Origin of the sequence: Wolbachia endosymbiont of Onchocerca ochengi (assembly GCF_000306885.1) — a bacterium.
Lineage (GTDB): Bacteria > Pseudomonadota > Alphaproteobacteria > Rickettsiales > Anaplasmataceae > Wolbachia.
In genome coordinates, this window is record NC_018267.1 from 703,232 (window position 1) to 728,534 (window position 25,303).

At 31.9% G+C, this 25,303-nt stretch carries 21 protein-coding genes; 6 read left to right on the forward strand and 15 right to left on the reverse strand.

What is annotated here, in order from left to right; genetic code table 11:
* Window positions 1–306: 306 nt before the first annotated feature.
* Window positions 307–1,506: a cysteine desulfurase family protein gene (locus WOO_RS02630; RefSeq protein WP_014869130.1), complete on the reverse strand. Its 1,200-nt coding sequence runs from the start codon at window positions 1,504–1,506 to the stop codon at window positions 307–309.
* A gap of 93 nt (window positions 1,507–1,599) precedes the next feature.
* On the opposite strand from WOO_RS02630, the gene WOO_RS02635 reads away from it, so the two are divergent.
* Entirely contained in the window at window positions 1,600–2,298 is a 699-nt protein-coding gene (locus WOO_RS02635; RefSeq protein WP_014869131.1) for an alpha/beta hydrolase, read from the forward strand.
* A gap of 243 nt (window positions 2,299–2,541) precedes the next feature.
* On the opposite strand, the gene WOO_RS02640 is transcribed toward WOO_RS02635, so the two are convergent.
* Window positions 2,542–3,216, reverse strand: a complete 675-nt coding sequence (locus WOO_RS02640; protein WP_014869133.1) for an ABC transporter ATP-binding protein — start codon at window positions 3,214–3,216, stop codon at window positions 2,542–2,544.
* Window positions 3,217–3,256: 40 nt separating this feature from the next.
* Window positions 3,257–3,721: a HesB/IscA family protein gene (locus WOO_RS02645; protein ID WP_044135500.1), complete on the reverse strand. Its 465-nt coding sequence runs from the start codon at window positions 3,719–3,721 to the stop codon at window positions 3,257–3,259.
* A gap of 47 nt (window positions 3,722–3,768) precedes the next feature.
* Between WOO_RS02645 and WOO_RS02650 the strand changes: the two genes are divergently transcribed.
* From WOO_RS02650 to WOO_RS02665, 4 genes are all read left to right on the forward strand, one after another.
* On the forward strand, window positions 3,769–4,968 hold the full coding sequence (locus tag WOO_RS02650) for a deoxyguanosinetriphosphate triphosphohydrolase (RefSeq protein WP_014869135.1): 1,200 nt from the start codon (window positions 3,769–3,771) through the stop codon (window positions 4,966–4,968).
* A 922-nt stretch (window positions 4,969–5,890) separates the two neighbouring features.
* The gene (gene mnmG, locus WOO_RS02655) at window positions 5,891–7,816 is read left to right on the forward strand and encodes a tRNA uridine-5-carboxymethylaminomethyl(34) synthesis enzyme MnmG (RefSeq protein WP_014869136.1); all 1,926 of its coding nucleotides are present in this window, start codon (window positions 5,891–5,893) and stop codon (window positions 7,814–7,816) included.
* Window positions 7,817–7,824: 8 nt separating this feature from the next.
* Window positions 7,825–9,648 (forward strand): aminopeptidase P family protein, encoded by a 1,824-nt coding sequence (locus WOO_RS02660; RefSeq protein ID WP_014869137.1) that lies wholly within the window; start codon window positions 7,825–7,827, stop codon window positions 9,646–9,648.
* Between the two features lie 124 nt (window positions 9,649–9,772).
* The gene (locus tag WOO_RS02665) at window positions 9,773–10,144 is read left to right on the forward strand and encodes a hypothetical protein (protein ID WP_014869138.1); all 372 of its coding nucleotides are present in this window, start codon (window positions 9,773–9,775) and stop codon (window positions 10,142–10,144) included.
* A 14-nt stretch (window positions 10,145–10,158) separates the two neighbouring features.
* Here the strand turns inward: WOO_RS02665 and WOO_RS02670 are convergent, their stop codons facing one another.
* The 12 genes from WOO_RS02670 to WOO_RS02720 all read right to left on the reverse strand — a co-directional run bounded on the left by WOO_RS02670 (window position 10,159) and on the right by WOO_RS02720 (window position 23,540).
* The gene (locus tag WOO_RS02670) at window positions 10,159–11,139 is read right to left on the reverse strand and encodes a beta-ketoacyl-ACP synthase III (RefSeq protein ID WP_014869139.1); all 981 of its coding nucleotides are present in this window, start codon (window positions 11,137–11,139) and stop codon (window positions 10,159–10,161) included.
* The gene (gene plsX, locus WOO_RS02675; RefSeq protein WP_044135502.1) at window positions 11,132–12,169 is read right to left on the reverse strand and encodes a phosphate acyltransferase PlsX; all 1,038 of its coding nucleotides are present in this window, start codon (window positions 12,167–12,169) and stop codon (window positions 11,132–11,134) included. The genes WOO_RS02670 and plsX overlap by 8 nt, the downstream gene beginning before the upstream one ends.
* 17 nt (window positions 12,170–12,186) lie before the next feature.
* Window positions 12,187–12,369 carry a 50S ribosomal protein L32 gene (rpmF, locus tag WOO_RS02680; protein WP_025264095.1) on the reverse strand — a complete coding sequence of 61 codons (183 nt, stop codon included), beginning with the start codon at window positions 12,367–12,369 and terminating at the stop codon, window positions 12,187–12,189.
* A 1,559-nt stretch (window positions 12,370–13,928) separates the two neighbouring features.
* A complete protein-coding gene (ccmE, locus tag WOO_RS02685; RefSeq protein ID WP_014869141.1) occupies window positions 13,929–14,315 on the reverse strand; it encodes a cytochrome c maturation protein CcmE in 387 nt (128 codons plus the stop codon).
* Window positions 14,299–14,436 carry a CcmD-like small membrane protein gene (locus WOO_RS04350; RefSeq protein WP_014869142.1) on the reverse strand — a complete coding sequence of 46 codons (138 nt, stop codon included), beginning with the start codon at window positions 14,434–14,436 and terminating at the stop codon, window positions 14,299–14,301. Before WOO_RS04350 ends, ccmE begins: the two co-directional genes overlap by 17 nt.
* Entirely contained in the window at window positions 14,433–15,224 is a 792-nt protein-coding gene (locus WOO_RS02690; RefSeq protein ID WP_014869143.1) for a biotin--[acetyl-CoA-carboxylase] ligase, read from the reverse strand. The genes WOO_RS04350 and WOO_RS02690 overlap by 4 nt, the downstream gene beginning before the upstream one ends.
* A 1-nt stretch (window position 15,225) precedes the next feature.
* Window positions 15,226–16,620: an NADH-quinone oxidoreductase subunit N gene (locus WOO_RS02695; RefSeq protein ID WP_014869144.1), complete on the reverse strand. Its 1,395-nt coding sequence runs from the start codon at window positions 16,618–16,620 to the stop codon at window positions 15,226–15,228.
* Window positions 16,617–18,059, reverse strand: coding sequence for a complex I subunit 4 family protein (locus WOO_RS02700; RefSeq protein WP_044135423.1), 1,443 nt, complete (start codon window positions 18,057–18,059; stop codon window positions 16,617–16,619). The genes WOO_RS02695 and WOO_RS02700 overlap by 4 nt, the downstream gene beginning before the upstream one ends.
* 3 nt (window positions 18,060–18,062) lie before the next feature.
* A complete protein-coding gene (nuoL, locus tag WOO_RS02705) occupies window positions 18,063–19,919 on the reverse strand; it encodes an NADH-quinone oxidoreductase subunit L (protein ID WP_014869146.1) in 1,857 nt (618 codons plus the stop codon).
* A 4-nt stretch (window positions 19,920–19,923) separates the two neighbouring features.
* Window positions 19,924–20,232 (reverse strand): NADH-quinone oxidoreductase subunit NuoK, encoded by a 309-nt coding sequence (nuoK, locus tag WOO_RS02710; protein WP_014869147.1) that lies wholly within the window; start codon window positions 20,230–20,232, stop codon window positions 19,924–19,926.
* Window positions 20,223–20,810, reverse strand: coding sequence for an NADH-quinone oxidoreductase subunit J (locus WOO_RS02715; RefSeq protein ID WP_025264101.1), 588 nt, complete (start codon window positions 20,808–20,810; stop codon window positions 20,223–20,225). The genes nuoK and WOO_RS02715 overlap by 10 nt, the downstream gene beginning before the upstream one ends.
* Window positions 20,811–21,674: 864 nt before the next feature.
* Complete coding sequence (locus WOO_RS02720; protein WP_044135504.1) at window positions 21,675–23,540, reverse strand: WD0745 family porin; 1,866 nt, start codon at window positions 23,538–23,540, stop codon at window positions 21,675–21,677.
* 1,022 nt (window positions 23,541–24,562) lie between these two features.
* Here WOO_RS02720 and WOO_RS04030 point away from each other — a divergent pair.
* Window positions 24,563–24,724 carry a hypothetical protein gene (locus WOO_RS04030; RefSeq protein ID WP_158309954.1) on the forward strand — a complete coding sequence of 54 codons (162 nt, stop codon included), beginning with the start codon at window positions 24,563–24,565 and terminating at the stop codon, window positions 24,722–24,724.
* Window positions 24,725–25,303 lie beyond the last annotated feature (579 nt).

Consider the following 25,303-nt stretch of genomic DNA (forward strand, 5'->3'; position numbering starts at 1 on the left):
TTGCTTTAGCTATAAATATTTGAGAAGTTTACTAAATAAAAAAGGCAAAAACCTCTGTGAGGTGAATAGTTGTTTACTATCTAATTCTGCAATTTAGTGTTTTATGATGTTTTAACTGTTTTACAGTTTACATAAGTAAAATTTTTATTAAGACATAAGATGTATATAGTATAAAAACTAAACATAAAACGCAAATTGCGTGATATTTTATCATTTTAATCTTCATAGATTTAAGATAACTGGATGCTTTATTATTAGAGATGAAAGCTGGCAAAATTTATCAAGTAGTTTTTTTATTTCTATCAGTTACTTGTACATATTTAAGGTGTTCTTCTTGTAGATATCGTACCAACAATCTACTATTTTTTTTATGTCTTGTGGTTTATTTTGCGGACCTATGCTGATCCTAACTGAACAGTTTGCTTGCTCTTTTGTTGCTCCCATTGCAAGTAACACATAAGAAGGCTCAATTTTTCCAGAAGAGCATGCAGAGCCATTACTAACCGCAATGTTATTTAAATCAAAATGCATGAGCTGTACATCACTCTTCACTCCTGGCATATAAACGAAACTTGTATTTGGCAGTCTTTTAGAGTTTTTACCAAAGATTTTGATGCTGCTAACGAGATTCAATAACTTACTTTCTAATTGATCACGTAGTTTCTTAATTTCATTCATTTTTGATAGAAGATCTGGAACACTTTGTAATGCAGCAGAAAGACCTGCAATTGCAACAACGTTTTCTGTACCACCACGCAATCCTTTTTCTTGCCCACCACCTACTATTATAGGTTTTATCGTAAGGTTTTTATTGAATACTAGAACCCCACTACCTGCTATACCACCAAATTTATGAGCAGATAAAGTGAGTAAATCTACTCCTAAATTTTCCATGTTAACTTTAATTTTTCCAACACTTTGAGCAGCATCAGTGTGACAAATTGCTCCAAATTTATGAGCTATTTCAGCTATTTCCCTAATAGGTTGAACAACTCCAGTTTCATTATTAGCCATCATAACTGAAACTATTACTTTATTTCCCTTAAGTTTGCTTAGGATTTTTTCTAGCTCCAAAAGATCAATGATACCTTCTTGATTAACTGGTATTATGTGTGGGTTATGTGCAGAATTAAGAATTGAAGGATGCTCTATAGCTGAAACTACATACTGAAAGCCTGTTACTCCTCGCATGACGAGGTTGTTTGCTTCAGTTGCGCCAGATGTAAAAACTATTTCCTTGTCGCTTGAAACATCAATAATACCACACACGGCATCTCTTGCATCCTGAAGGATTTTTCTTGTTTCTTGTCCTTTTCTATGTAATGAAGAAGGATTCAGAATCTGTTTTGACAAGACTTCAAGTATGCTTTTTCTCACACCATCACTAATCGGAGAAGTCGCATTATAGTCAGCATATATATAATTACTATTTTCTAAAAAAAATGAACTTAAAGGTTTATTTGTCACTGAATTGTAAAGACTTCTTTTATCATTAAAACTATACATATTTGCTTTAACATAACAAAAGCTTGTTGCAAAAATAGTAAGATTAATACATAATTAATATATTTATTAAATAGGTTTTTATTAGGAGTAAAAGTGGTAGAGGTTTTTTTGAATAATGCAACAAAAAAGATAGAAGGTGAGTATTACCAGAGCAAAAACGCTAATGCACCAGTTGTATTAATTTTACATCATCATCCCCAATATGGGGGAAATATGGATAATAAAATGATACATGGCATATATACATCTTTTATTGATAACAATTTTTCTGCATTGAAAATTAACTTTCGTGGTGTCGGAAAATCCACTGGAACTTTTGATAAGGGAATAGGAGAATTAACTGACGCTGCAGTAGCGATTGATTGGCTTCAAGAACATAATCCTAGCAATGTTCCAATCTGGGTTGCTGGGTTTTCTTTTGGAGCATGGGTAGCTATGCAGCTAACGATGCGCCGACCTGAAATAGTAGGTTTCATTGCTCTTTCTCTTCCAGCGACTAAATATGATTTCTCTTTTCTTTCCCCCTGTCCAGTTCCTGGGCTCATAGTACAAAGCAGCAATGATACAATTTCAGAAGAAAGTGATGTAACGGAACTAACAAAAAGATTGATGAGCTCAGTAAAAAGTGACCATATGGAGTATCATGTAATAGATAATACTAATCATTTCTTAAGAGATAAAGAAGAGGAGGTGGTTCAAATCATAGATGATTATATAAAACTACGCTTAAATAGTGCGGCTATTTCTCTCCAAAAAGTAAGAAGAGAGGTAAAAATAAAAGAGTGTATCTAATCTTTACAAATTAGGAAAATAAGTGTAGTAATATAAGCAAGGAGATTCTGTTGTGTTTAGAAAATTGTTATTTCTTGTTTTAATTACATTGATGGTATCAGGTTGTCTCTTAAATAAGCCACGTAAGTTAAAAAGTCCGTGTATCAGGAGTAATGAGAATACTTCATGTGAGCTATATTCTGTTAACGATCATTGGCTAAGCAAATACAAAGCAAATAGATCATAGTTCTATATTATATTTCCTTACAATTTTACTAAAGAGCCATTTTTTAGTTGTAAAATATGGTCTGCCCTTTCTGCAAGGAGATGGTTGTGTGTTACTATAAGCATAGAACTATTATTTTCCTTTATATGTGAACGTAGCAACAAAAACACGTTCAAAGAATTTGTTAGATCTAAATTCCCTGTTGGTTCATCTGCAAGTAAAAGCTTTGGAGAATTTACAATGCTTCTTGCAATTGCAATTCTTTGCCTTTCTCCACCAGAAATTTCAGATATCATACTATTCGCTTTATTCTCTAGGCTAAATTTTTCCAATATTGTTTGTGCACTTTTCATTGCTTTAGCTTTACTTTTTCCTGCAATAAGCTGAGGAAGCATAATATTTTCTAATACCGATAGTTCTTGCAGCAAATAATGAAATTGATAAACAAAGCTAAGAAAATTTCTTCTTATATGAGTTCTATATTTATCGCTGGCTTGTGTGCAATTTACTCCACCTATTGCCACTATACCTGAAGTTGGCTTATCTAGTAAACCTGCAATTTGCAATATAGTTGTTTTTCCTGATCCTGAGCTGCCAATTAATGCAACTACTTGCCCTTTTGTAATCCTTAGGTTGATATTTTCTATGATAACAAAACTCTTTTTGAAGCTTTTACATATAGAAATTAGCTCTAGTACTATATCACTACTCATGTTTAAGGACCCAGCAGTTATTTAAATTCTGGTAGAGTAATTAAATTGAGAAACTACTACCACAACCACATTTAGACTTAGCAAGAACATTGTTTACTTGAAAACCGGAACCACTTAGATTCTCAGTATAATCTATAACTGAGTTATTTAAAAACTTTGCTGAGCAATTATCAATCATTAATACAGGTTTTCCATTTTTATCATTAACTACTATGTCTTTACTTTTTCCACTAAACTTAAAGCGTTCTTTATGGTCTTCGCTATCCTCATAATTATCATTATCATCGTCATCATCATCAAACTCATCGTTATAATCATCATCGTCATTACCTAAAGATAGATTTTTATTTATTTGATCCATAAGAAAATTGTACTTGAAGCCAGAACACCCACCACCTGAAATTGCAACTCGTAAAACAGAGTTTTTATCTTTTTCTTGTTCTATAAGAGAGTAAATTTTCCTTAATGCACTATCAGTTAAGTTAATATTGTAACTTATTGACATAATCATTACCACTTATTATTAATAGCTTATTATAGTAGAAATTTTACATGTCAAACAATAATTTTCTGTTAAGTTATGCATGTCTTCCACACAAGACAAGGGGAAGGTATTTCAAAGAATTGGAAGATGAAAATCGCAGTTGCTTTCAGCGTGATAGGGATCGTATTATACACTCTAATGCACTTAGGAAATTAGGTTACAAAACACAAGTTTTTATTAATTATGGAAACGATTATTATCGCACACGACTTACTCATAGCCTTGAAGTTGCACAAGTTGCAAGATCTATTGCACGTAGGCTCGGTTTAGACGAAGATATTACTGAATGCATAGCACTTGCACATGATCTTGGTCATCCCCCATTTGCTCACACAGGTGAAAATGCTCTAAAAAAATCAGTTCAAAATTTGAATCTTGATAATGAAAAATATGAATTTGACCATAATGTTCAAGCTATAAGGATTTTGACTCATCTTGAAAAAAAACATGCTGACTTTGATGGTATGAACCTAAGCTGGGAAGTAATTGAAGGAGTTGCAAAACATAATGGTCCTCTGCTTGGTCAGAATGCAGTATTTCGTACAAATAATCAACTATTGTTAGAATATAATGAAAAATATGATTTAAAACTCGAAAAATTTTCAAGTATCGAAGCACAAGTTGCCTCAATTGCCGATGACATCGCATACAGTGTTCATGACCTTGATGATGCATTGAGAGGAAATTTGGTAACCGTAGGAGATCTGCTTGATATTCCTTTAATTGGGAAAATATTTAAAGATATAAAAAGTAAATATTCAGAGTTATCTCAAAATAAGTTGATACATGAGTCACTCAGTAAAGCTATAGGAATTATGATAAGTGACGTTGTTTTTTGGACTAAAAAAAACATTAAGGATTGTAAAATAGAAAGTGTAGAAGACGCGAGAAGTTTAAATAAGATGTTAGTTATATTCTCACCAGAAGTTGCAAACGCTATAGAAGAAATAAAAAAATTTAATATAGAAAAAATATATAAAAGCTATAAACTTAATAGAACGATGAATAAAGCAAAACGTATAGTACAAGAGCTTTTTCAATGTTTTTATGATAATCCGGAACTATTGCCTATAGAGTGGGGTAGGCTCGCTTATGAATTTGAGCGTTCAGTAGTAATATGTGACTATATCTCTGGTATGACAGATAGATTTGCCATACATGAACACAGAAGAATTTTTGACACCTCATACGAAATGACCTCTTTCTAATGGCAGATGACTATTTTGTATTGATAGCACTGAAGCTTATGCAAAGCGAAAGATTTGGGTATAACGATTACTTTCTTAGCAATCAATACTGGTTGTTATTATTGCTACCGCTAAAGATGCAAGTGCAACTATACCTTCAATACTAATTTTTGTTATGTATACTGTGTTTCTCCGCTTCTATATATGTTTTTATTTATAATAACCTTTAATAGACCTCTTTTTAATTGAGTTTAATAATAAATTAAACATGCTAGATGTTAGCATACATAATCAAGCTATTTTTTTTTGCAAATATAATTTCTAGCATAGATCTGTTTTCTAAACTGCTAATAACTATAAACAGCTGGCTGAATTTTAATAAACCAATAACCATGCAAGTAGGCTGAGAGAATTTTGAAATCATGGCTATACCACAATTGTGCGAGCAACTATATTTTTTGCAACTAACTTTCAGCTATTTATAGCTAAGAAATCTACTAAATTGGAAAAAATAAAAAAATATTAGTTAATATCTATTTGAAAGTGTTAGCATTTTTTATATTTTTAAACGTTTAATAGTCGCAATTTAGCTAATTTAAATATCTTTCTAAAATTTTTAGCTTTTAATATTAAAGATTTATTAAATGGAGAATGAAGATGAAAGGAATCCCATAATAGCTAGTTATTCTTCTGGTTTTATGAGCTGATGTTTTATACTTTCTTGAACGCTTTCGTTGTTCAATTTGCACAGATTGAAGATAATTAAATACCTTTATTATCATAATAAAGAAGTTGGTAGAATTTGTTAAATGGTCTTCAGTCTTATTTCTATGATTGAAAAAGTATGGATGTCTGTTAGTTACTTAGATACTGAATTATTATAAAATTTGACATTCATTGCTGATGACTAGAATATTAGCAGAGTAAAATTACTTAAGAAAGTATGTATACGTATGACGTAGTGGTAGTAGGTGGTGGTCATGCTGGGTGTGAAGCAGCTGCGGCTGCAGTTCGCCTTGGTGCAAATACACTACTCATAACCCATAAAATTTCAACTATAGGAGAAATGTCCTGCAATCCAGCGATTGGAGGAATTGCAAAAGGTGTTGTAGTTAGAGAGATTGATGCTCTTGATGGAATAATGGGAAGAGCAATCGATCAAGCAAGCATACACTCAGTTATTTTAAACGGTAGCAGAGGTGCAGCAGTGTGGGGACCACGTGCACAGGCAGATCGAAAACTATACAAGAGAGCAATACAGGAAATTATTCTAAATTACAACAATTTGACAGTAAAAGAAGAGTCGGTTGACGATTTTCTTATTGAAAATGATAGCAATGGAGAGTCGTACATTAAGGCCGTTGTAACAAGCTTAGGCGAGCGTATATTGACAAGTAGAGTTGTTTTGACTACAGGAACTTTTCTGCAAGGTGTGATTCATATAGGTGAACAGACAATTCCTTCAGGAAGAATGGGGGATAAGTCTTCAATAGAACTTGCAAATACATTAAAAAAATATAATTTTGGATTAGGTAGATTACGTACCGGAACTCCACCAAGACTTGATCGTAATACTATAAACTGCTCAATATTGCAAGAACAAGTAGGTGATAATCCACCTACGCCGTTTTCTTATCTTACAGAAAGAACTACCCACCCTCAAGTTTCATGTTTTATTACTTATACTAATGAAAATACACACAGAATAATTCGAGAGAATCTGCACAGATCAGCTTCTTCATACTTGAATGACATTGTTGCACCAAGATATTGCCCATCGATTGAAGCTAAAGTTAAAAAGTTTGCAGAAAAAAATAGTCACCAAATATTTCTAGAACCGGAAGGACTTGACGATAATACTATATATCCGAATGGAATTTCAAATTCATTGCCTATTGAAGTACAGTACAAAATGATAAGGAGTATCAAAGGACTTGAAAATGCAGAGATATTAAAACCTGGATATGCAATTGAGTATAATTATATTGATCCACGAGAGTTGTTTCATACTCTAGAAACTAAAAAAATTAAAGGGCTATATTTTGCCGGTCAAATTAATGGAACTACTGGATATGAAGAAGCAGCAGGACAGGGAATTGTTGCTGGAACTAATGCAGCACTTTCTGCAGCTGGAAAGAAAGGAGGATTTGTTCTTCATCGCACAGACTCGTATATCGGTGTAATGATAGATGATTTAGTTACTAAAGGTGTAATAGAACCTTATAGGTTATTCACCTCACGTGCAGAATATAGACTAGCGATCAGATCAGACAATGCAGACAGAAGATTAACACAAAAGGGTTATGATATTTCCCTTGTATCGCATGAGAGATACTCTGTTTTACAAAGTAAACTTAAGTCTATTAAGCAACTTAAGAAAAATTTAGAGAGCTTAACAATTACTCCTGAGCAACTTAGGTTTTATGGTATAAAAACATCTTATGATGGAATGAGAAAAACAGCACTAGATCTACTTAGCTACCCCAATATCAACTGGAATAAATTACAAGAGATATGGTTGGAATTGGGTAGTGTTATGCACTGGAATGATACCATAATAAATGATGTAAATGAGAATGAGATACGTGAGGCAGTTACAATTGAAGCAAAGTACAAACCTTATTTGATAAGACAAGAAGCAGATATGAAGTTTTTACGAGAGGAAACTAATACTCAAATTCCAATTAGCTTCGATTATTCACAAGTTCAAGGTCTATCAAGCGAAGTAATAGAAAAATTGCAGGCAATAAAACCAGCAACAATTGGCATTGCAAAGCAAATACAAGGCATTACTCCAGCAGCAATAGTTAGCATATTGGTGTATTTGAGAAATAAGAAAATGAAAATAGCTGCTACTAATTCTGTGTAAGGTATTCTATGTTAAAAATTGAGGAATTTCGTTCTTTTATGCGTAAAGTAAATGTAGATGTATTTATGCTGCACACTAAAGATGAATATTTAAATGAACATTCAGATGACTTGATCAAATTATGTGGTTTTACAGGGACAAATGGACTGCTCATTGTTACAAAAGACAACAAGTGCCCGTTTTTTACAGATGGACGTTATATCATACAAGCCCATAACCAGCTCGATCGAGATACTTTTCAAGTATATAATATGCAAGAAGAGAATCCGTGTGAATGGGTGAAAGCAAATTTAACATTGACCACTTCATTAGGTTATTACTCGCAGCATTTTACTGTAAAAGAGATAAGGAGATACGAAAATATTTGTAGATTAGTATCAGTATCCTATTCAATTAAAAAAGAAAGTAATCATAAAGAACAAACTATAGTTTCGTATGCAGTTGAGTACTCAGGTGAAAGTAGTAAGAGTAAATGTGAAAAAGTGACTAAAAGTATAAATAAAGAAATTGAAGCGGTTCTCCTAACTGATCCAAATTCAATTTCATGGTTATTAAATCTAAGAAATGAAAATGCTAAGTATACTCCATGTGTATTAGGCCGTGTTATACTATATAAAAATGGTAATGTTGATTTATTTGTTCAAGACAAAGAATATTCAACTATACAGGCAAATTTAGATAACCATATAAGTGTTTTTGATATTAGCAAGCTAGAGAGTTCACTGTGCAAACTAAATTCGGTAATGATAGATCCAAGCATAACTCCAATGAGTATTATGGCTATAATACAAAGTAAGCTGGTAGTTGAAAGAGATGATCCTTGTTTAATTTACAAAGCAGTGAAAAATCAAACTGAAATAGCTGGAGCTATAAATGCGCATATTCGGGATGGAGTAGCAGTAACAAATTTTCTATATTGGCTTGAAAGTAGTATTAATAAGCCTCTTATAAATTCAAATATTATCCAGGTAACTGATACTGAGACTCAGAAAAAAAACGCAGATTCCAGCATCATGCGCTGGAATAACATAAAAAAGGATCCTGATTTTTTGCTTGAACAACCATTATATGGTGGATCTAGTGTGATCACCGAACTTAGTGCTGAAGAGAAACTCTTAGAATATAGAAAAGAACAGGATTTATTTAAGCAATTAAGCTTTCCAACAATTTCCGCATTTAATGAGAATGGAGCAGTAATTCATTACCGTTCAAGCAGTAAGACGAATAAAATAATTCAGAAAGATGGATTGTACTTGATTGATTCTGGTGGCCAATACCTTAATGGTACAACTGATATTACAAGAACTGTAGCAATTGGAAGGCCAACTAACGAACAAATAACTCATTATACAATAGTATTGAAAGCTCATATTGCTATAGCAAGTGTAGTCTTTCCTTCTAATACTACTGGTGGGGAGCTAGATATATTGGCACGCACTCATTTATGGAAATTTGGAATAGATTACATGCATAGTACAGGACATGGAGTAGGAAATTATTTGTCAGTCCATGAAGGACCACAAGCAATATCAAAAGGGAATAAGGTAAAACTTATGCCAGGAATGATACTTTCCAATGAACCTGGTTATTATATTCCAGGAAAATACGGAATAAGGATTGAGAATCTGATGTATATTGACAGACAAGAAAATGGCTTCTTAAACTTTAAGCAACTTACTTCTGTTCCATACGATAGAAAGCTAATAAATATACACATGCTTACTAAAAATGAAATTAATTGGATAAATAGCTATCATCAGTTTGCTTATGAAAACTTAGAAAACGATATCAACAATAAGGAATGGTTAGAGAAAACATGTGCCCCTTTATAAATAAAGGGAAAGCTTTTTACTCTTTAAATGAGTATTAATACAGGTGTAAAAGAGGTATTATATATTGTTTTTAAATTAAAAACAATATATAATAAAAAGTACGTATTTCCAGGTAGGTGTAATTATGATAGATAAAGTTCAGGAAGATGAGTTTATGAAACAGTACATGGATACTTGTAAAGAACAAATAGAAAAATTAGCTAAGGATCCTGAGTTACTTAATCAAACCTTAAAACCATTTATGCAAATGTCTCAGCAGCTTATGGCTAGTAGTATGTTAGATGGATCTATGCCTAATAATATAGTATCTAATTTGAGTAGTATGGATATTACTAAGGTGCTTGCTCAGATGAAGGAAATGATTGATTACATAAAAAGCAACTACAAGGGACTCATGAAAAAAGATAGTTCGCAGATTCAAGAGCTTGATGAATCCAGTAGAAAACTGAGAGGCTTAGTTAGAAAGCTGATAGAAAGAATTGAAAGCAATAAATAGTAGAGTTAGAGTTGTCAGTAGCGTAGTAAAACAGAACCCCAGGTCAGACCTGCACCTATTGCAATTAGTAGTCCAAGGCTCCCTGGTTTTATTTTCGATTTTTGTATTGCATGATCAAGTGCTAGTGGAATTGATGCTGCTGAGGTGTTTGCGTGTTGATCAACCGTATTAATCACTTTTTCTATAGGCAAATCTAACTTCTTCACTACTGCTTCAACAATACGAATGTTTGCTTGATGAGGAGTTAACCAATCAATATCAGTAATCTCTAAATTATTGAATTTCAGTGCTTTCTTTACTGAAGCTGTTAATTTATCTACTGCATGTTTGAATATTTCTCTTCCTTTCATGCATATTTTTCCAGGATTGCCGGTTGAGGATACTCCTCCATTCGTGCACAATATATCTATATTGCCATCAGAGTATAGGTTAGTTGATACTATGCCACCATTTATGGATTTCTTTACTGCTTCACTACAATGCACTGATTTTATTATTATTGCGCCGGCGCCATCACCAAATAGTACACAAGTTGATCTATCTTTCCAATCAACAATTCTAGACATTATTTCAGCACCTATAACTAGTGCATATTTAATGCTATTATTGGCTTTAATAAGCGAGTCAGCGACTGTAATTGCATATATAAAACCAGAGCATGCGGCTTGTACATCAAAAGCAAACGCATTCCTACATTTTAGTCTGCTTTGCACAATAGTTGCACAGCTAGGAAGAGTTTTGTCAGGTGTTGTTGTTGCTACTATGATTAAATTAATTTCATTTACTAAAATTTTAGCTTTTTCTATAGCATTTCTTGCTGCATTAACAGCTAAATCTGATGTTAATTCTTCTTTATCTGCTATATGTCTTTGAGTTATTCCTGTTCTCTGTCTAATCCATTCATCACTTGTTTCAACTATCGATGCAACATCATTGTTACTCAATATTTTTTTTGGTAAGTAAGATCCAGTGCTTAATATGAAACTTTTATTCAATATGACCTACCTCACTAACTATCTTTTGGTTTAAGTTTTCACTAATAGCACTTACTGCAAATTTTATAGCGTGGGCAAAAGAAACAGCATCGGAATTTCCATGGCTCTTGATGACTACGCCATTGAGCCCTAAAAACATAGCTCCACTTCTAACTTTGGGATTAAAACGCGTTAATACCTTACTAAGTTTGGATTTCAATAATACACCAATAAGCACTTTTGTTGTCCACGAGTTGAATATTTCTTGCTTTATTAAATTAATAAAAGCACTAGCGGTTGCCTCAGCTGTTTTAAGCATTACATTGCCAACAAAACCATCAGCGACAATCACATCAATACTGCCATCTAAAAATTCACTTGCCTCTATATATCCCCTAAAATTAATATTTGAGGTATTTTTGAGCAATTCAAAAGCTCCTCTTATTGAGTCAGTACCTTTAATTTCTTCTGTACCAATATTTAATAAAGCAACTTCAGGATTGTCAACTTTTAATGCTATTTTTGCGAATGTACTCCCCATCAACGCAAATTGAAATAATGAGTCAGCATTACAATCAACATTTGCACCAAGATCAAGTAATACAAAGCTTTTTGCCTTAGTTGGACAGACAGTCACAATAGCAGGACGATAGATATTTGGCAGTATTCCTAGAATAAACCTAGAAATAGCCATTAATGCTCCAGTGTTGCCTGAAGATACTGCTCCAGAAGCCTTACCTTTTCTTACTGCTTCAATGGCTGCTTTCATGCTCGAATCTTTACGATGCCTCAGTGCAAAGGATGGTTTATCATTTGCAAGAACACTGTCAGAACAATGGATCAACTCAGAATTATTACTTACCTTCTTATATTTTAAAAGTAAAGGAGATACTTCTTTTTGGTCTCCATAAATACGAAAAAAAATTTTAATTCCTGGGTCAATAAGGTTATCCAAAAAAAAACTAGCACCTTGAATTACTGAGAGAGGTGCAAAATCACCTCCCATAGCGTCAAGTGCGACAACTATGTTATGGTTAACAGTAGGTAACATATCATGATACATGATAGCTATTCTTTCTGTTGTTTGATGAAAACACGTTTTCCTTTATAACTGCCATCAATTGCTATATTGTGAGGTAACATAAATTCCCCAGTTGTTGTGCATACCGCAATATTCTTAAGCTTAATGGCATGGTGAGAACGATGCATATTACGCCTTGATTTTGACTTTTTTTTCTTTGGTACTGCCAAAACTTTTCTCCATTCTACTATAAAAATTTAATCTATTAGTAACATATTTTTTACAGGAAGTAAACAGTGATAGTAAAATAAGTAAGGTTTACCATGTAATTAATTCCTGTAAGTTTTAAACTGAAACATTTCAGTTAAAATATATTGAATTTAGAAGATACTTTACTATATAATAAAATTAATGAAAATTTTAGTAAAACTAATTTTATGCTAAGGTAAGTGCGGAAGTGATTTTTCCAATATAAATATGGTGTTAGAATGATTTGTAGGTACCTTACTGACTTTCTATTAATGCTTGGTAGTGTGTGGTATTTATATTTTTCAGTCTTTGTATCACTGCCATATATTAAGGTAACATAGCAACAAAGTAGATCATAGAAGCAGGCTTTTTCTCTTTACCGATTCTTCTTGGACTCACAGGAATTTTTATGGGAGTAGTAATAGCTTTGTGCAAAAAAATTCTGAGCTGTTCATTAATTAGTCCAGTTTTAATTAATCTAATAATGCTGGAAAGGCTGTACTATCAATTATAGCAGAAACTGGTACGATGGTATATTACTGAATAAATGGATGTACTTATAACTTTAAGTATTAACTTCTTCAAATATTTAACCGTACTGAGAATTTTAATATCAGTTATAGTATTTCATATACTTATAACAATGCAGATTTAATAGGAATACTTAGAAGATATCACTGCAGTTTTCAAATTTAGCCACAAGAATATAATATATAAGTAAAATGTGTAGGCCCAATTCTTTAATATGTAAGATTTTATTACCGGGGGTAGTATCTAGTAGAGGAAATTGCTTTTGCTGCTATAATTTCTGTTTTAAGTTGCTATTACGGCTCCTCTTATAGAGGAGGTATACAAATGATGGAAAGTAAGTTATTTGCTATAACATTAACTGTTTTATTTTATCGTCCATATCGTATTTGATTATTTTAGCAGCAAACTGCTTAATTACTTTGATACATGCATAGCCTTATAATATCAAACTTAAGCTTATCTTTACTAAAAGATCTAAATCTCAATATGTTAAAATAGGAATTACTGGTTATACTTGGTAGCTCAGGAAGTAACAAATCTGTATTAATAAAAATAACCATTAGCTTGCTGATGTCAGATTCATTATTTATTGAAATAAATAGTAAAGACTAAAATAAACTTAGAGTATCTTTCAAGGTTTCACTTTACTTAACTGCTTTACAGTTTAGAAAAGTAATATTTTTTAACTATAAAAGTTACTTTAGTATTGGCAAAAAAGAGGTAAAGCAATTATTAATTGAGAAATTGAATGATGTTTTTTAGAATGGACCAATTTCATATTAGATATAGAAAATGAGATAGTGATAGAACTATCAGAAAATTCTGATTCCTATTATTGCAACTGCACATGGTATTTACAAGTATATTTAAAGATATCCTATAAAACTATATGAGGGAAATATCAATTTTTACGGGACTGTTCAAGAAATAAAAAACACTAAAAGTGGATATATATAAAGAAACTTATTTGCTATGTGTGTACAAAATGAAAAATCTCTATTTTTATTGCTTACTTTCGAGGCATATAATTCTCATCATGCTTTGCAAATACTGTGTCTGCTAAAAAGGTTCCATTGTCGAACATTTTACCTTGTACAACAACACCACTTTTTTCTGAAAACATTGGTGGAAGTACCCCTTGATATTTTATTAAAACACTTTTATTAAAATCTGTCACTTGGAAGATTACTTCATTCTCGTTGTGTATTACACTATTCTCAACAACCATTCCACCGATACGAATTAACTTTTGATTGTTTGGTAAAACTATCGCTTCACTTACTGTATAAAAAAATGAGATATTTTCTTTGAGTGCTATTAAGATAAGAAAAACTACGCAGTTTAAAAAGAAGGAGATTCCTGAAGCTATAAGTAATCGCTTATGTTTTCTCTTCATTATTATTTTTAAGGCCCTCCAAAGTTTCTTTACTCTTAATATAGCAAGAAATAGTAAAAATTAACTCCCCAGCAATCAATACAAAACTAATAAGGTAAGCAAAAATTACATACGTATTCATAGTGTATTACCAATAAACAATTTACCTGCGTCGAAATAAAGTAAACCTCCATCTTTTTGTTGTAGTGCCAACTTACCGTTTTTATCTATACCAATAAAAATTCCCTCATACAACTTGCCAGCTAATTTTACGCTGATTTGCTTGTTCATTTTGAATGCTTTTTTTAACCACATGTTTCTTATAGCACAAAACCCGTCAAATATCCACTGCTTTCTTAACTCATTAAAATTTATTATCAATTCTTTTAATAGATCTATGTTAGATGAAGACTCACCGTAACTGCTAATGCATGTTGTCCATGAAAACGGTGCATGATTAATGTTAATTCCAATTCCTATAACTAGCCAATTTGAATTGGATTTTTTTTCAAGCAATATCCCGCTTATTTTTCTACCATCTACCAAAATGTCATTTGGCCATTTATATTGAATGTTACCGTCATCTATAGATGACGATAACGTGTTGCCGACAGCAAGAGCAGTAACAAAAGTCAATTCTGTCAATTTACTTAAACTTTCTCTGTTATTCCAACGTGTAATGTTGTAATTCATTATTGGAATGATACTAGTGTGATTATATAAAAAATCTATGATTAAACTTACATAAAAATTACCCTTTGGAGAAATCCAGCTTTTTCCAGTGCGTCCTCTACCATCTGTTTGCTTATCGGCAATAATAACAGATTCGTTTGATATCCCTTTATCAATTAAGTCCAATGCTTTTCCATTGGTACTAGAGACTTCTTTATAATGATAAATATGAAAACCTTCAAATGTTTTAGGGAACACTTCATAATCCTTTAGTTACTAAATGAATTAACGAGTATAAATTTTCTATGTACATAAAAAGAACAATATTGATCAAGGAAGAAGCTGAAGTGATGATTAATAGACCCTTAGGATAAGTAATCTTACTGTTACTAGCTTTATCAAAATACATAGCTTTTATAATATTTAGGTAATAGTAACATGATATAATACTTGCTACTACAAGGATCAAAGACAAACTGATAAAACCTGAGCTTATTAAACTTCTAAATATAGAAAGTTTAGCTAAAAAACCTGCAAGTGGTGGTATTCCCGCCATTGAAAGTAATAGTACAGAAAGATGAAAAGCCAAAATTGGGTGTTTTTTTCCAACACCAGCTAAATTAGCAACATTGCAATTGTCGTCGTCAATTTGTATAAAACACGAGAATAACCCTATACTTGTAATGATATATATCATTAAATACATCAAGGAACTATCTATTCCTGTCCGTGTAAAGGTAGAAAGTGAAACAATCATGAAACCAACATGACCAATTGAACTGTAAGCAAGCAGCCTTTTTAGGTTTTTTTGGCGCAAAGCCCCGAAAGTGGAGATAAGCACAGATAATGTTGAAAAGCATAAGAGAATAGGTTGAACATAATTTTTTACATTTGCCAACTCTTCATTCATTAATCGAATTAAAAATGTTATAAGTGCAGCCTTTGGAGCGGTAGAAAAAAACATAGTTACTATAGTGGGTGCACCTTGATATACATCTGGAGCCCACATATGAAAAGGAACAATGGCAAGTTTGAAACACAAACCAATGAGAATAAAGACTAACCCAAAAACTATTCCGTAAGTTACCTGATGGTTTTGTACAAATAAACTTAACTGAAAAAAATCGATTTTTCCTGTATATCCATAAAGTAGTGACATGCCATATAGCATAATACAAGAAGATAGTGCACTAAGTGTAAAATATTTTGCTCCTGCTTCAGATGAATATGCTGAATTTTTATTAAAGCTTGTAAGAACATATAGAGATATACTCATCAGCTCAAAAGCTAAATAAAAAGAAATTAAACTATTTGTTGAAACTAAAGTTATCATGCTGAATAGAGCAAAAAGAATCAGTACTGAAAACTCATATTTGTAGTTGTATTTTGATAAATCCAGTAGCAAAAGTACTAAAATTCCTATAATAAGGATTAACCCTTGGGCTGATCTAATATATAAATTAAGTTTTAATAACGAATTAAAGGAAAAAACTTCACTGTTTTCTATTGAAAGAATTAAAATTATTAAAGTTGCCACTGTACAACTAAGTGCTAGTAAGTTAATAATGCGGCGGCTAGACACAATTCCAAGTAGCAGCAACACCAGTGAGGAGATAATAGAAAAAGTTTCTGGTAATACCTGTATGTAATTCATGGAATATTATATTTGATTAATAAACTTGCCATACATGGCTTCAAATAATTTAGTGCAAAAGTTGGGTAAAATCCGAGCAAAACAATAAATACTGCAAGTAAAATTAGAATAGAAAATTCTATGCTATCTAGACGGTTATTTAACAATTTGGAACAGCTACTTCCCCATATTATCCGTTTGCATAAATTCAACATATAAACTGCGCTTAAAATAGTGCTAAGTGCAATAAGTCCTGTAAAAACTTTATTTTTTTTAAACATTCCAATCATAACCAAAAACTCACCTATAAATCCAGACGTTCCAGGTAGTCCTATTGAAGCCATTGAAAATAAAATGAACATAAAGCCAAATTTTGGCATTGTGTTTACTATGCCAAAATACTTTGCAATTTTTAGTGTTCCAGTTCTAGTATGTAGCATTCCTACGCATAAAAATAAAGCAGCAGAAATAAGACCATGGCTAATCATCTGGAATATAGCACCAAGTATACCCTCTTCGCAAAATGAAAAGAGACCAGCAGTAACAATTCCCATATGCGCTATAGAAGAATAAGCTATTAACTTTTTTATATCGTCTTGAGCAAACGCAACTAGTGAGGTATAGATTCCTGTAATAATGCTGAGTATAACAACGAAATTTGAAAAATATAAACTTGCCTGGGGAAGCATTGGAATAGAGAATCTTAAAAATCCGTATCCTCCCATTTTAATAAGCAAACCAGCTAAAACCACAGATCCAGAAGTTGGCGATTGCACATGCGCGTCAGGAAGCCAAGTATGAAATGGGAACATTGGTACTTTTATTGCAAAAGAAATAAAAAATGCGATCCATAACAATGATTGCACTCTAAAATCAAGGCTTGGCATTAACGTGATCAGTTTCTGTATGTCGTACGTTTCAAAAACGCTATAAATATATACTAACCCAAGCAGAAACAATAATGAACCGGTAAGTGTATATAGGAACAATTTAAACGTTGCATATATTCTGTATTTCCCTCCCCAAATGCCAATAATAAAGAACATTGGTACTAAAACAGCCTCAAAGAATACATAAAAACTTATAGCATTTAGTGAAATAAAAAAACCGATTATAAAACTTTCAAGCAGTAAAAACAATGCCATATATGGCTTTAGAGTTTTATAACTTATTTTGCAATTGTAGAGTATACAGGTACCAAACAAGAAAGTTGTGAGTAGAAGGAAAAATAATGATATACCATCTACCCCTATTCCAACATTTCTAATCGGATAGCTAACAAACTGAAAACCAGCATTGGTATAATTGTATTTTATACAAGCCACAATGCTAAGCAAAAATGGAAGAGCAACAAAAAATAAGGCAAGGAACCTTAGGTATATAGATTTATGACTAATCTTTATTAAAGATAAAATTAATGCTCCCATTAGTGGAAGTGAGAATATACTAAGTAATAACACTTTCTATTTAATTCCAATAATATATAAAGCACTGATTATTAAAGCAATGAACATAATGAATGCATAATCGAATATGTAGCCAGTTTGTAATTTTATAGAATTTTTCGAACATTCACTAACTAATTTTATAACACCGTTTGGTCCGAATGAATCAATGATCTTGACATCAAATTTGTATAGAAGTTCAGATATAAACCTCGTTGGTACAACTATAAAAAGTTCGTATATCTCATCAAAGTACCATTTATTCTGCAGAAATTTAAGTAAAAATTCACTTTTAATTTGTTTAATCGTTTGATAATAATAAGTCAAGTACGCAAATGCTATCCCACTCAGGCTTATTAAAATTGGTAGTAGTTTTATAAAGAAATCATGAACTTCATGCTCATCAGCAACCACTAAGCTTGACCTCCAAAATACATTATTAGTTATGTTTAAAATATTTACTCCCCATATTCCAGAAAACGCCGATCCAAAAGTAAGTATTGATAACGGTATAAGCATAACTACTGGTGCTTCATGTATGTCAATTTTACTTTGCTTTCGGCTATGAAATACCAGAAGTAATACTCTCCAAGAGTAAAGCGCTGTAAAGAATGCAACAACTAAACTTATTATAAAAGCAAAGCTGTCTGTATCATAAGCATGCTTAATTATCAAATCCTTTGAATAAAAACCTGCAAATGGAAATATTCCAGAAAGCGCAAGAGAGCCAATCCACATAGAAGCGTAGGTATAGGGAATTTTCTTCCAGCAATTTTCCATTTTTTGAATGTTCTGTTCATGATGCATTGCGTAAATCACATTACCTGCGCTAAGGAATAGCAAAGCTTTCAAAAAAGCGTGTGTCATCAAATGAAAAACAGCAATATTGTAAGCAGAAAGGCCACACGCTATGAACATATAACCAAGTTGACTACAGGTTGAATAAGCAATTACTTTCTTTATATCATTTTGAGTGATTGCAACGGTAGCTGCAAAAAAAGCAGTAAGTTCACCAACAATAACTATTAATTCTCTTGCTACTTTTGATAGTTCAAACAGTGGAGAACATTTTGCTACTAAGAATACACCTGCTGTTACCATTGTTGCCGCATGAATAAGCGCAGAGACAGGAGTTGGCCCTTCCATTGCATCTGGTAACCAAACATGTAGGCCGAGCTGAGCAGATTTTCCCATACAGCCAATAAAAAGCAGTACACATATTACATCGATTATTTTTAGTTCACAGCAGAATGCCCTAATGTTCCTTGTACCAAGAAGATTAGCTGTATCAAAAATTTCAGTGAATCTCAAAGAATGAAATGTGTAATAAATTAGAAAAACTCCAATTAATAGTACAAAGTCTCCTACTCTATTTGTAACAAATGCTTTGAGTGCCGCATTATTCGCAGAGTATTTTTGAAACCAAAACCCTATAAGCAAATAAGAGCATAAACCAACTCCTTCCCAACCAAAGAAAAGCTGCACGAAATTGTCACTTACAACTAACATAATCATACAAAATGTAAATAACGACAAATAAGAGAAAAACCTTGATTTTCCTTTATCGTGTTTCATATAACCGATAGAGTAGAGGTGAACTACTAGAGAAACAGTGGTAACAACAACCAGCATTAAAGATGAAAGAGCATCCATATTAATTGCCCAATTCACTTTTAATTCACTTAATGAAAGTAGAGGAAATAAACTTAAGTGGTAATTTTCAGAGAAAGCAAGAAAAACATGCCAAGATAAAACTGCAGATATTCCGACTCCTACAGTTGTAATTAACTGACTGAAAATATCCTTTTTAAAAAGGGCTGCAAACAATGAAGTAAAAAGTGGCAAAAACACTATTAATTTTAATATATTCGTCATATTTTTATTCCTTCATTAAGTTTACCTGCTCAATATCTATGTTGCCGTGATTTCTATGGTATACAACTAATATTGCAAGTCCTATTCCTGACTCAGCTGCTGCAACAGTTAATACAAACATGACAAAAATTTGCCCGATTATGTTATTCATAAAAGCAGAAAAAGCAACTAGATTGATGTTAATTGCTAGTAATAATATTTCTATTGATAATAATATGTTGATTATGCTCTTGCGGTTGATAAAAATACCACACACTCCAATAGTGAATAAAATAGCAGCAACTACCAAGAAATGATTTAATCCTATTTCCATTTCACTCCTTTTCCAAATTTAGCCTTAACTAATCTTACAGATGAGGATTGTGTTAATTGTTTTAACACATTTTGTCTTTTAATTCCTTTTTTCTTATCTTGCGAGGCAAGAGCAATTGTGCCTACAATTGCGGTGAGTAGCAGAATGCCAGAAAGATGAAAGGCGTACATGTAATCAGTATACAGCAAATCACCGATAGCTTTCATATTATTCATGCTATAGTTTATACCATTGTTTATATTTAACGCTGAGTTGAGAATTATAAAACTGATAACCAGAAAAAATACAACAGATAATATGGTACTAAGGACTAAATGTTTCGTGAAACCCTGACGCAGTTTTATATAGTCAATATCGAGCATCATAACTACAAAGAGAAATAACACTGCAACTGCGCCTATATATACTATTAGTAGTATCATAGCAATAAACTCAGCTCCAAGAAGGATAAAAAGAACTGTAGAGTTAACGAAGGTGAAAATTAAAAATAACACTGCATGAACAGGATTCCTTACACTGATCACATAAATAGCAGATAGAATGCTGAGGATTGCAAAAAGATAAAAGAAAAAAGCCATTGATACTTTAATTGCAACAATAGTCACTAATTTAAAGTAACTATTATTATGAAGTCAATAAACTTCTCACATGGCATAAAGTTATTTCGTTTAACTTTTCAATTTTGGCAGATTAAAATGGTAAAAAGTTTATATTTAATGTATGACTGTTTAGTTTTTTATACTATGTTTGCTTTTATGTTTTTATAAATTCTCTTAGGTTCTAAGCTTTTATCTATATAAGCTGAAGTATACTTATTTATAAAGTACTCAAGACATTATCTAACGCTAAATTTTAAAATAGAGAATAAGATGATTAGCTTGTGGGTTTTCTTTGTTTTTTTCTCTGCTTAGTAAGTTTCTTTTAATATTAGGGTTAGGGGCTAAAGGTCAGCTGTATTTCAAATACGGTTGAATTGTATATTGAAGGCTAAAAAAAAAACGCTCTAAGTTTCTTCCTATTTTTTCTATTTAATAAATTTTTTAAATATTAATAACTAGAGTAGTACTAACAGCTTTTGCTTAGCTATTTATTAATGCTATAACGGCATAACATAAGAAAATTTAGCTACTAGCATAACACAAGATCAGCTGTTTTTTTATGCTTACCAAATCAAACCAGTTTACTTGTGAGCAAATGACCTTTTGGATATCTTCAGTAATTTAACTAGCTGTTAACCTAATGTTTGGTTTTTTGTGATACAGAACAACTTTGGAATATTAAAAAAATTGTGTTATTTTTTCAAATTCCTTACCATGATATTATTATCCATATCTTAAGCTACTGCTCGATATGCTGGAATTTTTTTTAATAACACTTGATAGTGCTATAATGAACATTTAAAATACACACCACATTTTAAATATGGCGTGTATTTTCGCCAATTAGAAGGAAAACCTTATACCAGTAAGGAAAAGCATTCCCTGATTAGACGCAGCGGTAAGCTTCTCTTTGTATCCTTTGTCATCAGTCATAAAATAATGAACAACTGCATAAGGGACAAACTTACTTTTACTGCAAGTAGAGGAGAGATCATATTGAACGCCAAGTGCAATATCATGAAGCTTATTTCCATCACCTGCTTTACTACCAAAGTAAGTCAAGCTTGTGTAGAAGTTCTCATACTGATAACCAGTACCCGTAGTCCAATACATGGTGCTTTTATCATTTCTTTCAAATTTAGTCTCTGACTCTTCCATTTTTTCTCTATTGTCACCAATAGTATTTTCAATCTCAATTTTCTGATAGTTGCCATTAATTAATTTTTTGATATTCTTTGGTTGGTCAGATTTGCCTAAGTATGCAAAAGATGTAGCAAATTTTATATCCCTATCCTCATTAATTTTATAGTCAGCACTTACACCTAAATTAACGCCTATCAGATTATTGTATTCTACATATTCATTATAGAAGAGTTGATTTTCATTTAGTTGTCTCGGTAGCCCATATTCACCAGTCATAGAAGTTTTGATTTTTACATTATATTTATTGAAATCATATTCATACGATACACCAGCACTTACTATATGCTCATAATCTGGACCGATATGTTTCTTATTCTCTATAACAAATAAACTACTATCATAGCGAGGTGAATAGCCAATGCCGAGTTTTGCACCCATATAACTTGGCGAGTAATAAGCAACTCTAAACGGCAGTGTAGTCATAACATCTTTATGGTATTTTCCTGCCATATAGAAAGAGAAAGTTTCACTTCCACTTGAAAAACTTTCAGTGTGAAGACGTGGTGTCACATAAAATGGAAAATTTTTGTTAATCCCTTCTAAGTTTACTTTTCTAAACCAATTGCTATCTGCAGCTCCGTCAACGGTTGCAATTCTCGTTGCGTCAAGCCTCATCAAAGCTTCAGGACCAAACTGATAACCAAGTTTCAAGTCACCATATTTTGAATTCAAAAATAAGTGTGCACTTCTACCTCTTACCACATTAACACCTTGTGAAGCTCCTTTGCCTTCAGTAAGTGGAACTTGGAGTTGCACGTCAGCACCATAAAGAAGTCCTAAATCCTCATTTTTATTTTCTGCTTTTAAGTGCAACATTGCATCTGTAATCATACCTGTATCATTGCTATAATCACCGATATTTTCTGTCTGCCCAAATATTGGATGCAACCCTGTTGTCTGATTGTTAGGATTAGTATAACAATTTATCATATTGTTATAACACTTATAATCTTCACCACTTGGTCCTGTTTTGCCATAGCCTTGGGCATCAACAGCACCACCGAAAGTTATTTTCAAACCACTTTTCCCTCGGTTGGTATTGATAATATCAACGTCACCGATTGAGACTACAGGATTTGCATTACCTTTTTCTCCTGTATGTTGATTAATAACTTTTATATTATCTTTTGTAACTTTTGCTTCGATTTTAGTCTTCTTAGTTTTAGAGCTTTCTAAGTTGGAATTCTCAACATTTAGAACCTTTGCTTTTTTCTCATTTACTAGCTTTTCCTTTTCTTTCTTTTTTTTAGCTGCTAGCTTCAGTTCCTCACTTTTCTTAAGCTCTTCAGCTTCTTTTCTTGGATCAGCATTACATATCCGGTCCATTTTCTCTTTTAGTTTTTTATTTGATGTTTTCATAACTTCCATTCTTGCAGAAGTTGTTGTACCCTCTTGCTTTTTTACTTCCTTCATATTTTCATTAGAAAAGTCAGCAGCAAAACTGCTGAAAGAATATAAAGCTAATAAAGAAGCTAGAGCAGTTTTAGTGTAGGTAGATTTTTTCATGAAAGTGCCCCCAAAAAATTTCAAAATCATTATTCTAAATGTAAAATAGTATAAAAGTGTTGAAAATTCAACTCAAAGCAACCTTATAGCTGAAACAAAAGTAAAATGCAACATCTTTAAGAGCAACTTTTTTTAATATGCTAACGTATGTGTTAATCAAAACTCAATGTGGAGGTTAAGTATTCTTTGCTTGTTATCTGTATTATAATCTAGCTGTCTACCTTGTGGAGTGAGACTTTTCATGATAGAATAATAGATTAAGAATGAAAAACTCTTATAAAATACTTTAATAAGTATTAAAATAATTATTGATAATAACATAGGTTCATAGTCAGTAGGTAAAGTTACTTAGATAAATCCAGATATTTTATATAGATTTTAAGCCTTTTATGAAATTAGTTTAATATTGCAAACACCAGTATAAGTTATGCGAGCTCCAAAATCAGGTAATACTGAACAAATCAAGCTCCATCTCATTAGATACCGGTAAATGCAAGATAGAAAAATGTGGCAATGAATTTGAGATTATTGAAGGTTATGTATTTATAAATACTTATAACTTAAATCAAATCATCCTTTACTTGTCTAGATTATTTATTGTAATAACAATTCGATATCTTCTAGCATAGGATACAAAATTAGAGCCAAGTTTATTGAAGAGGGATCATAATAGTATTATTCATTTTGTTATAGTGGTGAAAAGTGTGCTAATTTTGTTTTTGTGAAAGATAGGAACATAATAGCCATAGCTTATTTCTGTACTCTATTATAAAAAGTTTTAATTATATAATATCGATATAGGTGCATTTTTGCTATTCAGAACTTTCATCTGATTACAGAAGAATTTATTGTAATTTCTATAACTCACTTATAGATTTGCGGTCTAATTTCTTCATAATATTTTTAAATCTTATGCTGAAGAATAAGGGTCAAAAATTAAAGATTTTAAAATTAATCTTGCAGGTTATAGTATAGGAAGAGTGTTACTAAAATAGCTATTTTATATCTTAATGAAACCGAAGATGCTAAAAGATGCTTGTGTTGTAATTTTTGTCGATTTGGTGGTTTTCGACTTCACTACTAGTGAATTTCATAATAACGTTCTTTTCGAGAACGAACTATTAGGTGGTAACTCAACACAGACAAGATCCAGTGCTAGTAGAGTAAATACTTGGTTCGTTTGATCACGCTTATGTAAAGTGTATAATTAAGAAATTAACCTAAAATTAGAAGAATATTCTGCTTATAAGATAAATAATGCCATTATAGAGATATTAAGATAATGCACGAAGTTGATTTTTAATCAAATAAATAGTTTGCCGTTTCTCTATTTACTAACCTCTGAGAATGCTAGGTAAAATCAACTGTGCGGCTTTGGGTAGTGCTTAATTATGCTATTAATTTAGTTGAATATGATTTTGATTAATCAAATTTCTCTGAAAAAGTAAAAGGTAAGCACAAAAATTCTTTTCAAACTAGACAAGCAGAAGATAAACTTAAAAGTCTTGTTCAGAAGGTAAGTAGGAGTTGAGTCACATAGAAGTTACCTGCTATGATGAGGCTAAGTAATTAACATTTAAATATATGATTAAAATAACTCTTCAGGGGATGACATGGAGGGTTAAGTTTTTGTATCCTATGAAGGAAGGTAAAGCTTATTGTTTGCTTCTGTTGTGTATATGTTTAGCATAAGTTAGAAAATTACACTATCTACCGTTCCAAGTTGAATAGGTATAAGTTTTTTTGTGGAATTTAGGGCACTG

Bases quoted from the DNA above. Each gene is read 5' to 3' on its own strand.
- WOO_RS02640 (WP_014869133.1), bottom strand. From the start codon at position 3,216: ATGAGTAGTGATATAGTACTAGAGCTAATTTCTATATGTAAAAGCTTC.
- plsX (WP_044135502.1), bottom strand. From the start codon at position 12,169: ATGTTACCTACTGTTAACCATAACATAGTTGTCGCACTTGACGCTATG.
- WOO_RS02695 (WP_014869144.1), bottom strand. From the start codon at position 16,620: ATGAATTACATACAGGTATTACCAGAAACTTTTTCTATTATCTCCTCA.
- mnmG (WP_014869136.1), top strand. From the start codon at position 5,891: ATGTATACGTATGACGTAGTGGTAGTAGGTGGTGGTCATGCTGGGTGT.
- WOO_RS02630 (WP_014869130.1), bottom strand. From the start codon at position 1,506: ATGTATAGTTTTAATGATAAAAGAAGTCTTTACAATTCAGTGACAAAT.
- WOO_RS02720 (WP_044135504.1), bottom strand. From the start codon at position 23,540: ATGAAAAAATCTACCTACACTAAAACTGCTCTAGCTTCTTTATTAGCT.
- WOO_RS04030 (WP_158309954.1), top strand. From the start codon at position 24,563: ATGCTAAAAGATGCTTGTGTTGTAATTTTTGTCGATTTGGTGGTTTTC.
- WOO_RS04350 (WP_014869142.1), bottom strand. From the start codon at position 14,436: ATGAATACGTATGTAATTTTTGCTTACCTTATTAGTTTTGTATTGATT.
- ccmE (WP_014869141.1), bottom strand. From the start codon at position 14,315: ATGAAGAGAAAACATAAGCGATTACTTATAGCTTCAGGAATCTCCTTC.
- WOO_RS02660 (WP_014869137.1), top strand. From the start codon at position 7,825: ATGTTAAAAATTGAGGAATTTCGTTCTTTTATGCGTAAAGTAAATGTA.
- nuoK (WP_014869147.1), bottom strand. From the start codon at position 20,232: ATGGAAATAGGATTAAATCATTTCTTGGTAGTTGCTGCTATTTTATTC.
- WOO_RS02645 (WP_044135500.1), bottom strand. From the start codon at position 3,721: ATGTCAATAAGTTACAATATTAACTTAACTGATAGTGCATTAAGGAAA.
- nuoL (WP_014869146.1), bottom strand. From the start codon at position 19,919: ATGACGAATATATTAAAATTAATAGTGTTTTTGCCACTTTTTACTTCA.
- WOO_RS02650 (WP_014869135.1), top strand. From the start codon at position 3,769: ATGTCAAACAATAATTTTCTGTTAAGTTATGCATGTCTTCCACACAAG.
- WOO_RS02715 (WP_025264101.1), bottom strand. From the start codon at position 20,810: ATGGCTTTTTTCTTTTATCTTTTTGCAATCCTCAGCATTCTATCTGCT.
- WOO_RS02665 (WP_014869138.1), top strand. From the start codon at position 9,773: ATGATAGATAAAGTTCAGGAAGATGAGTTTATGAAACAGTACATGGAT.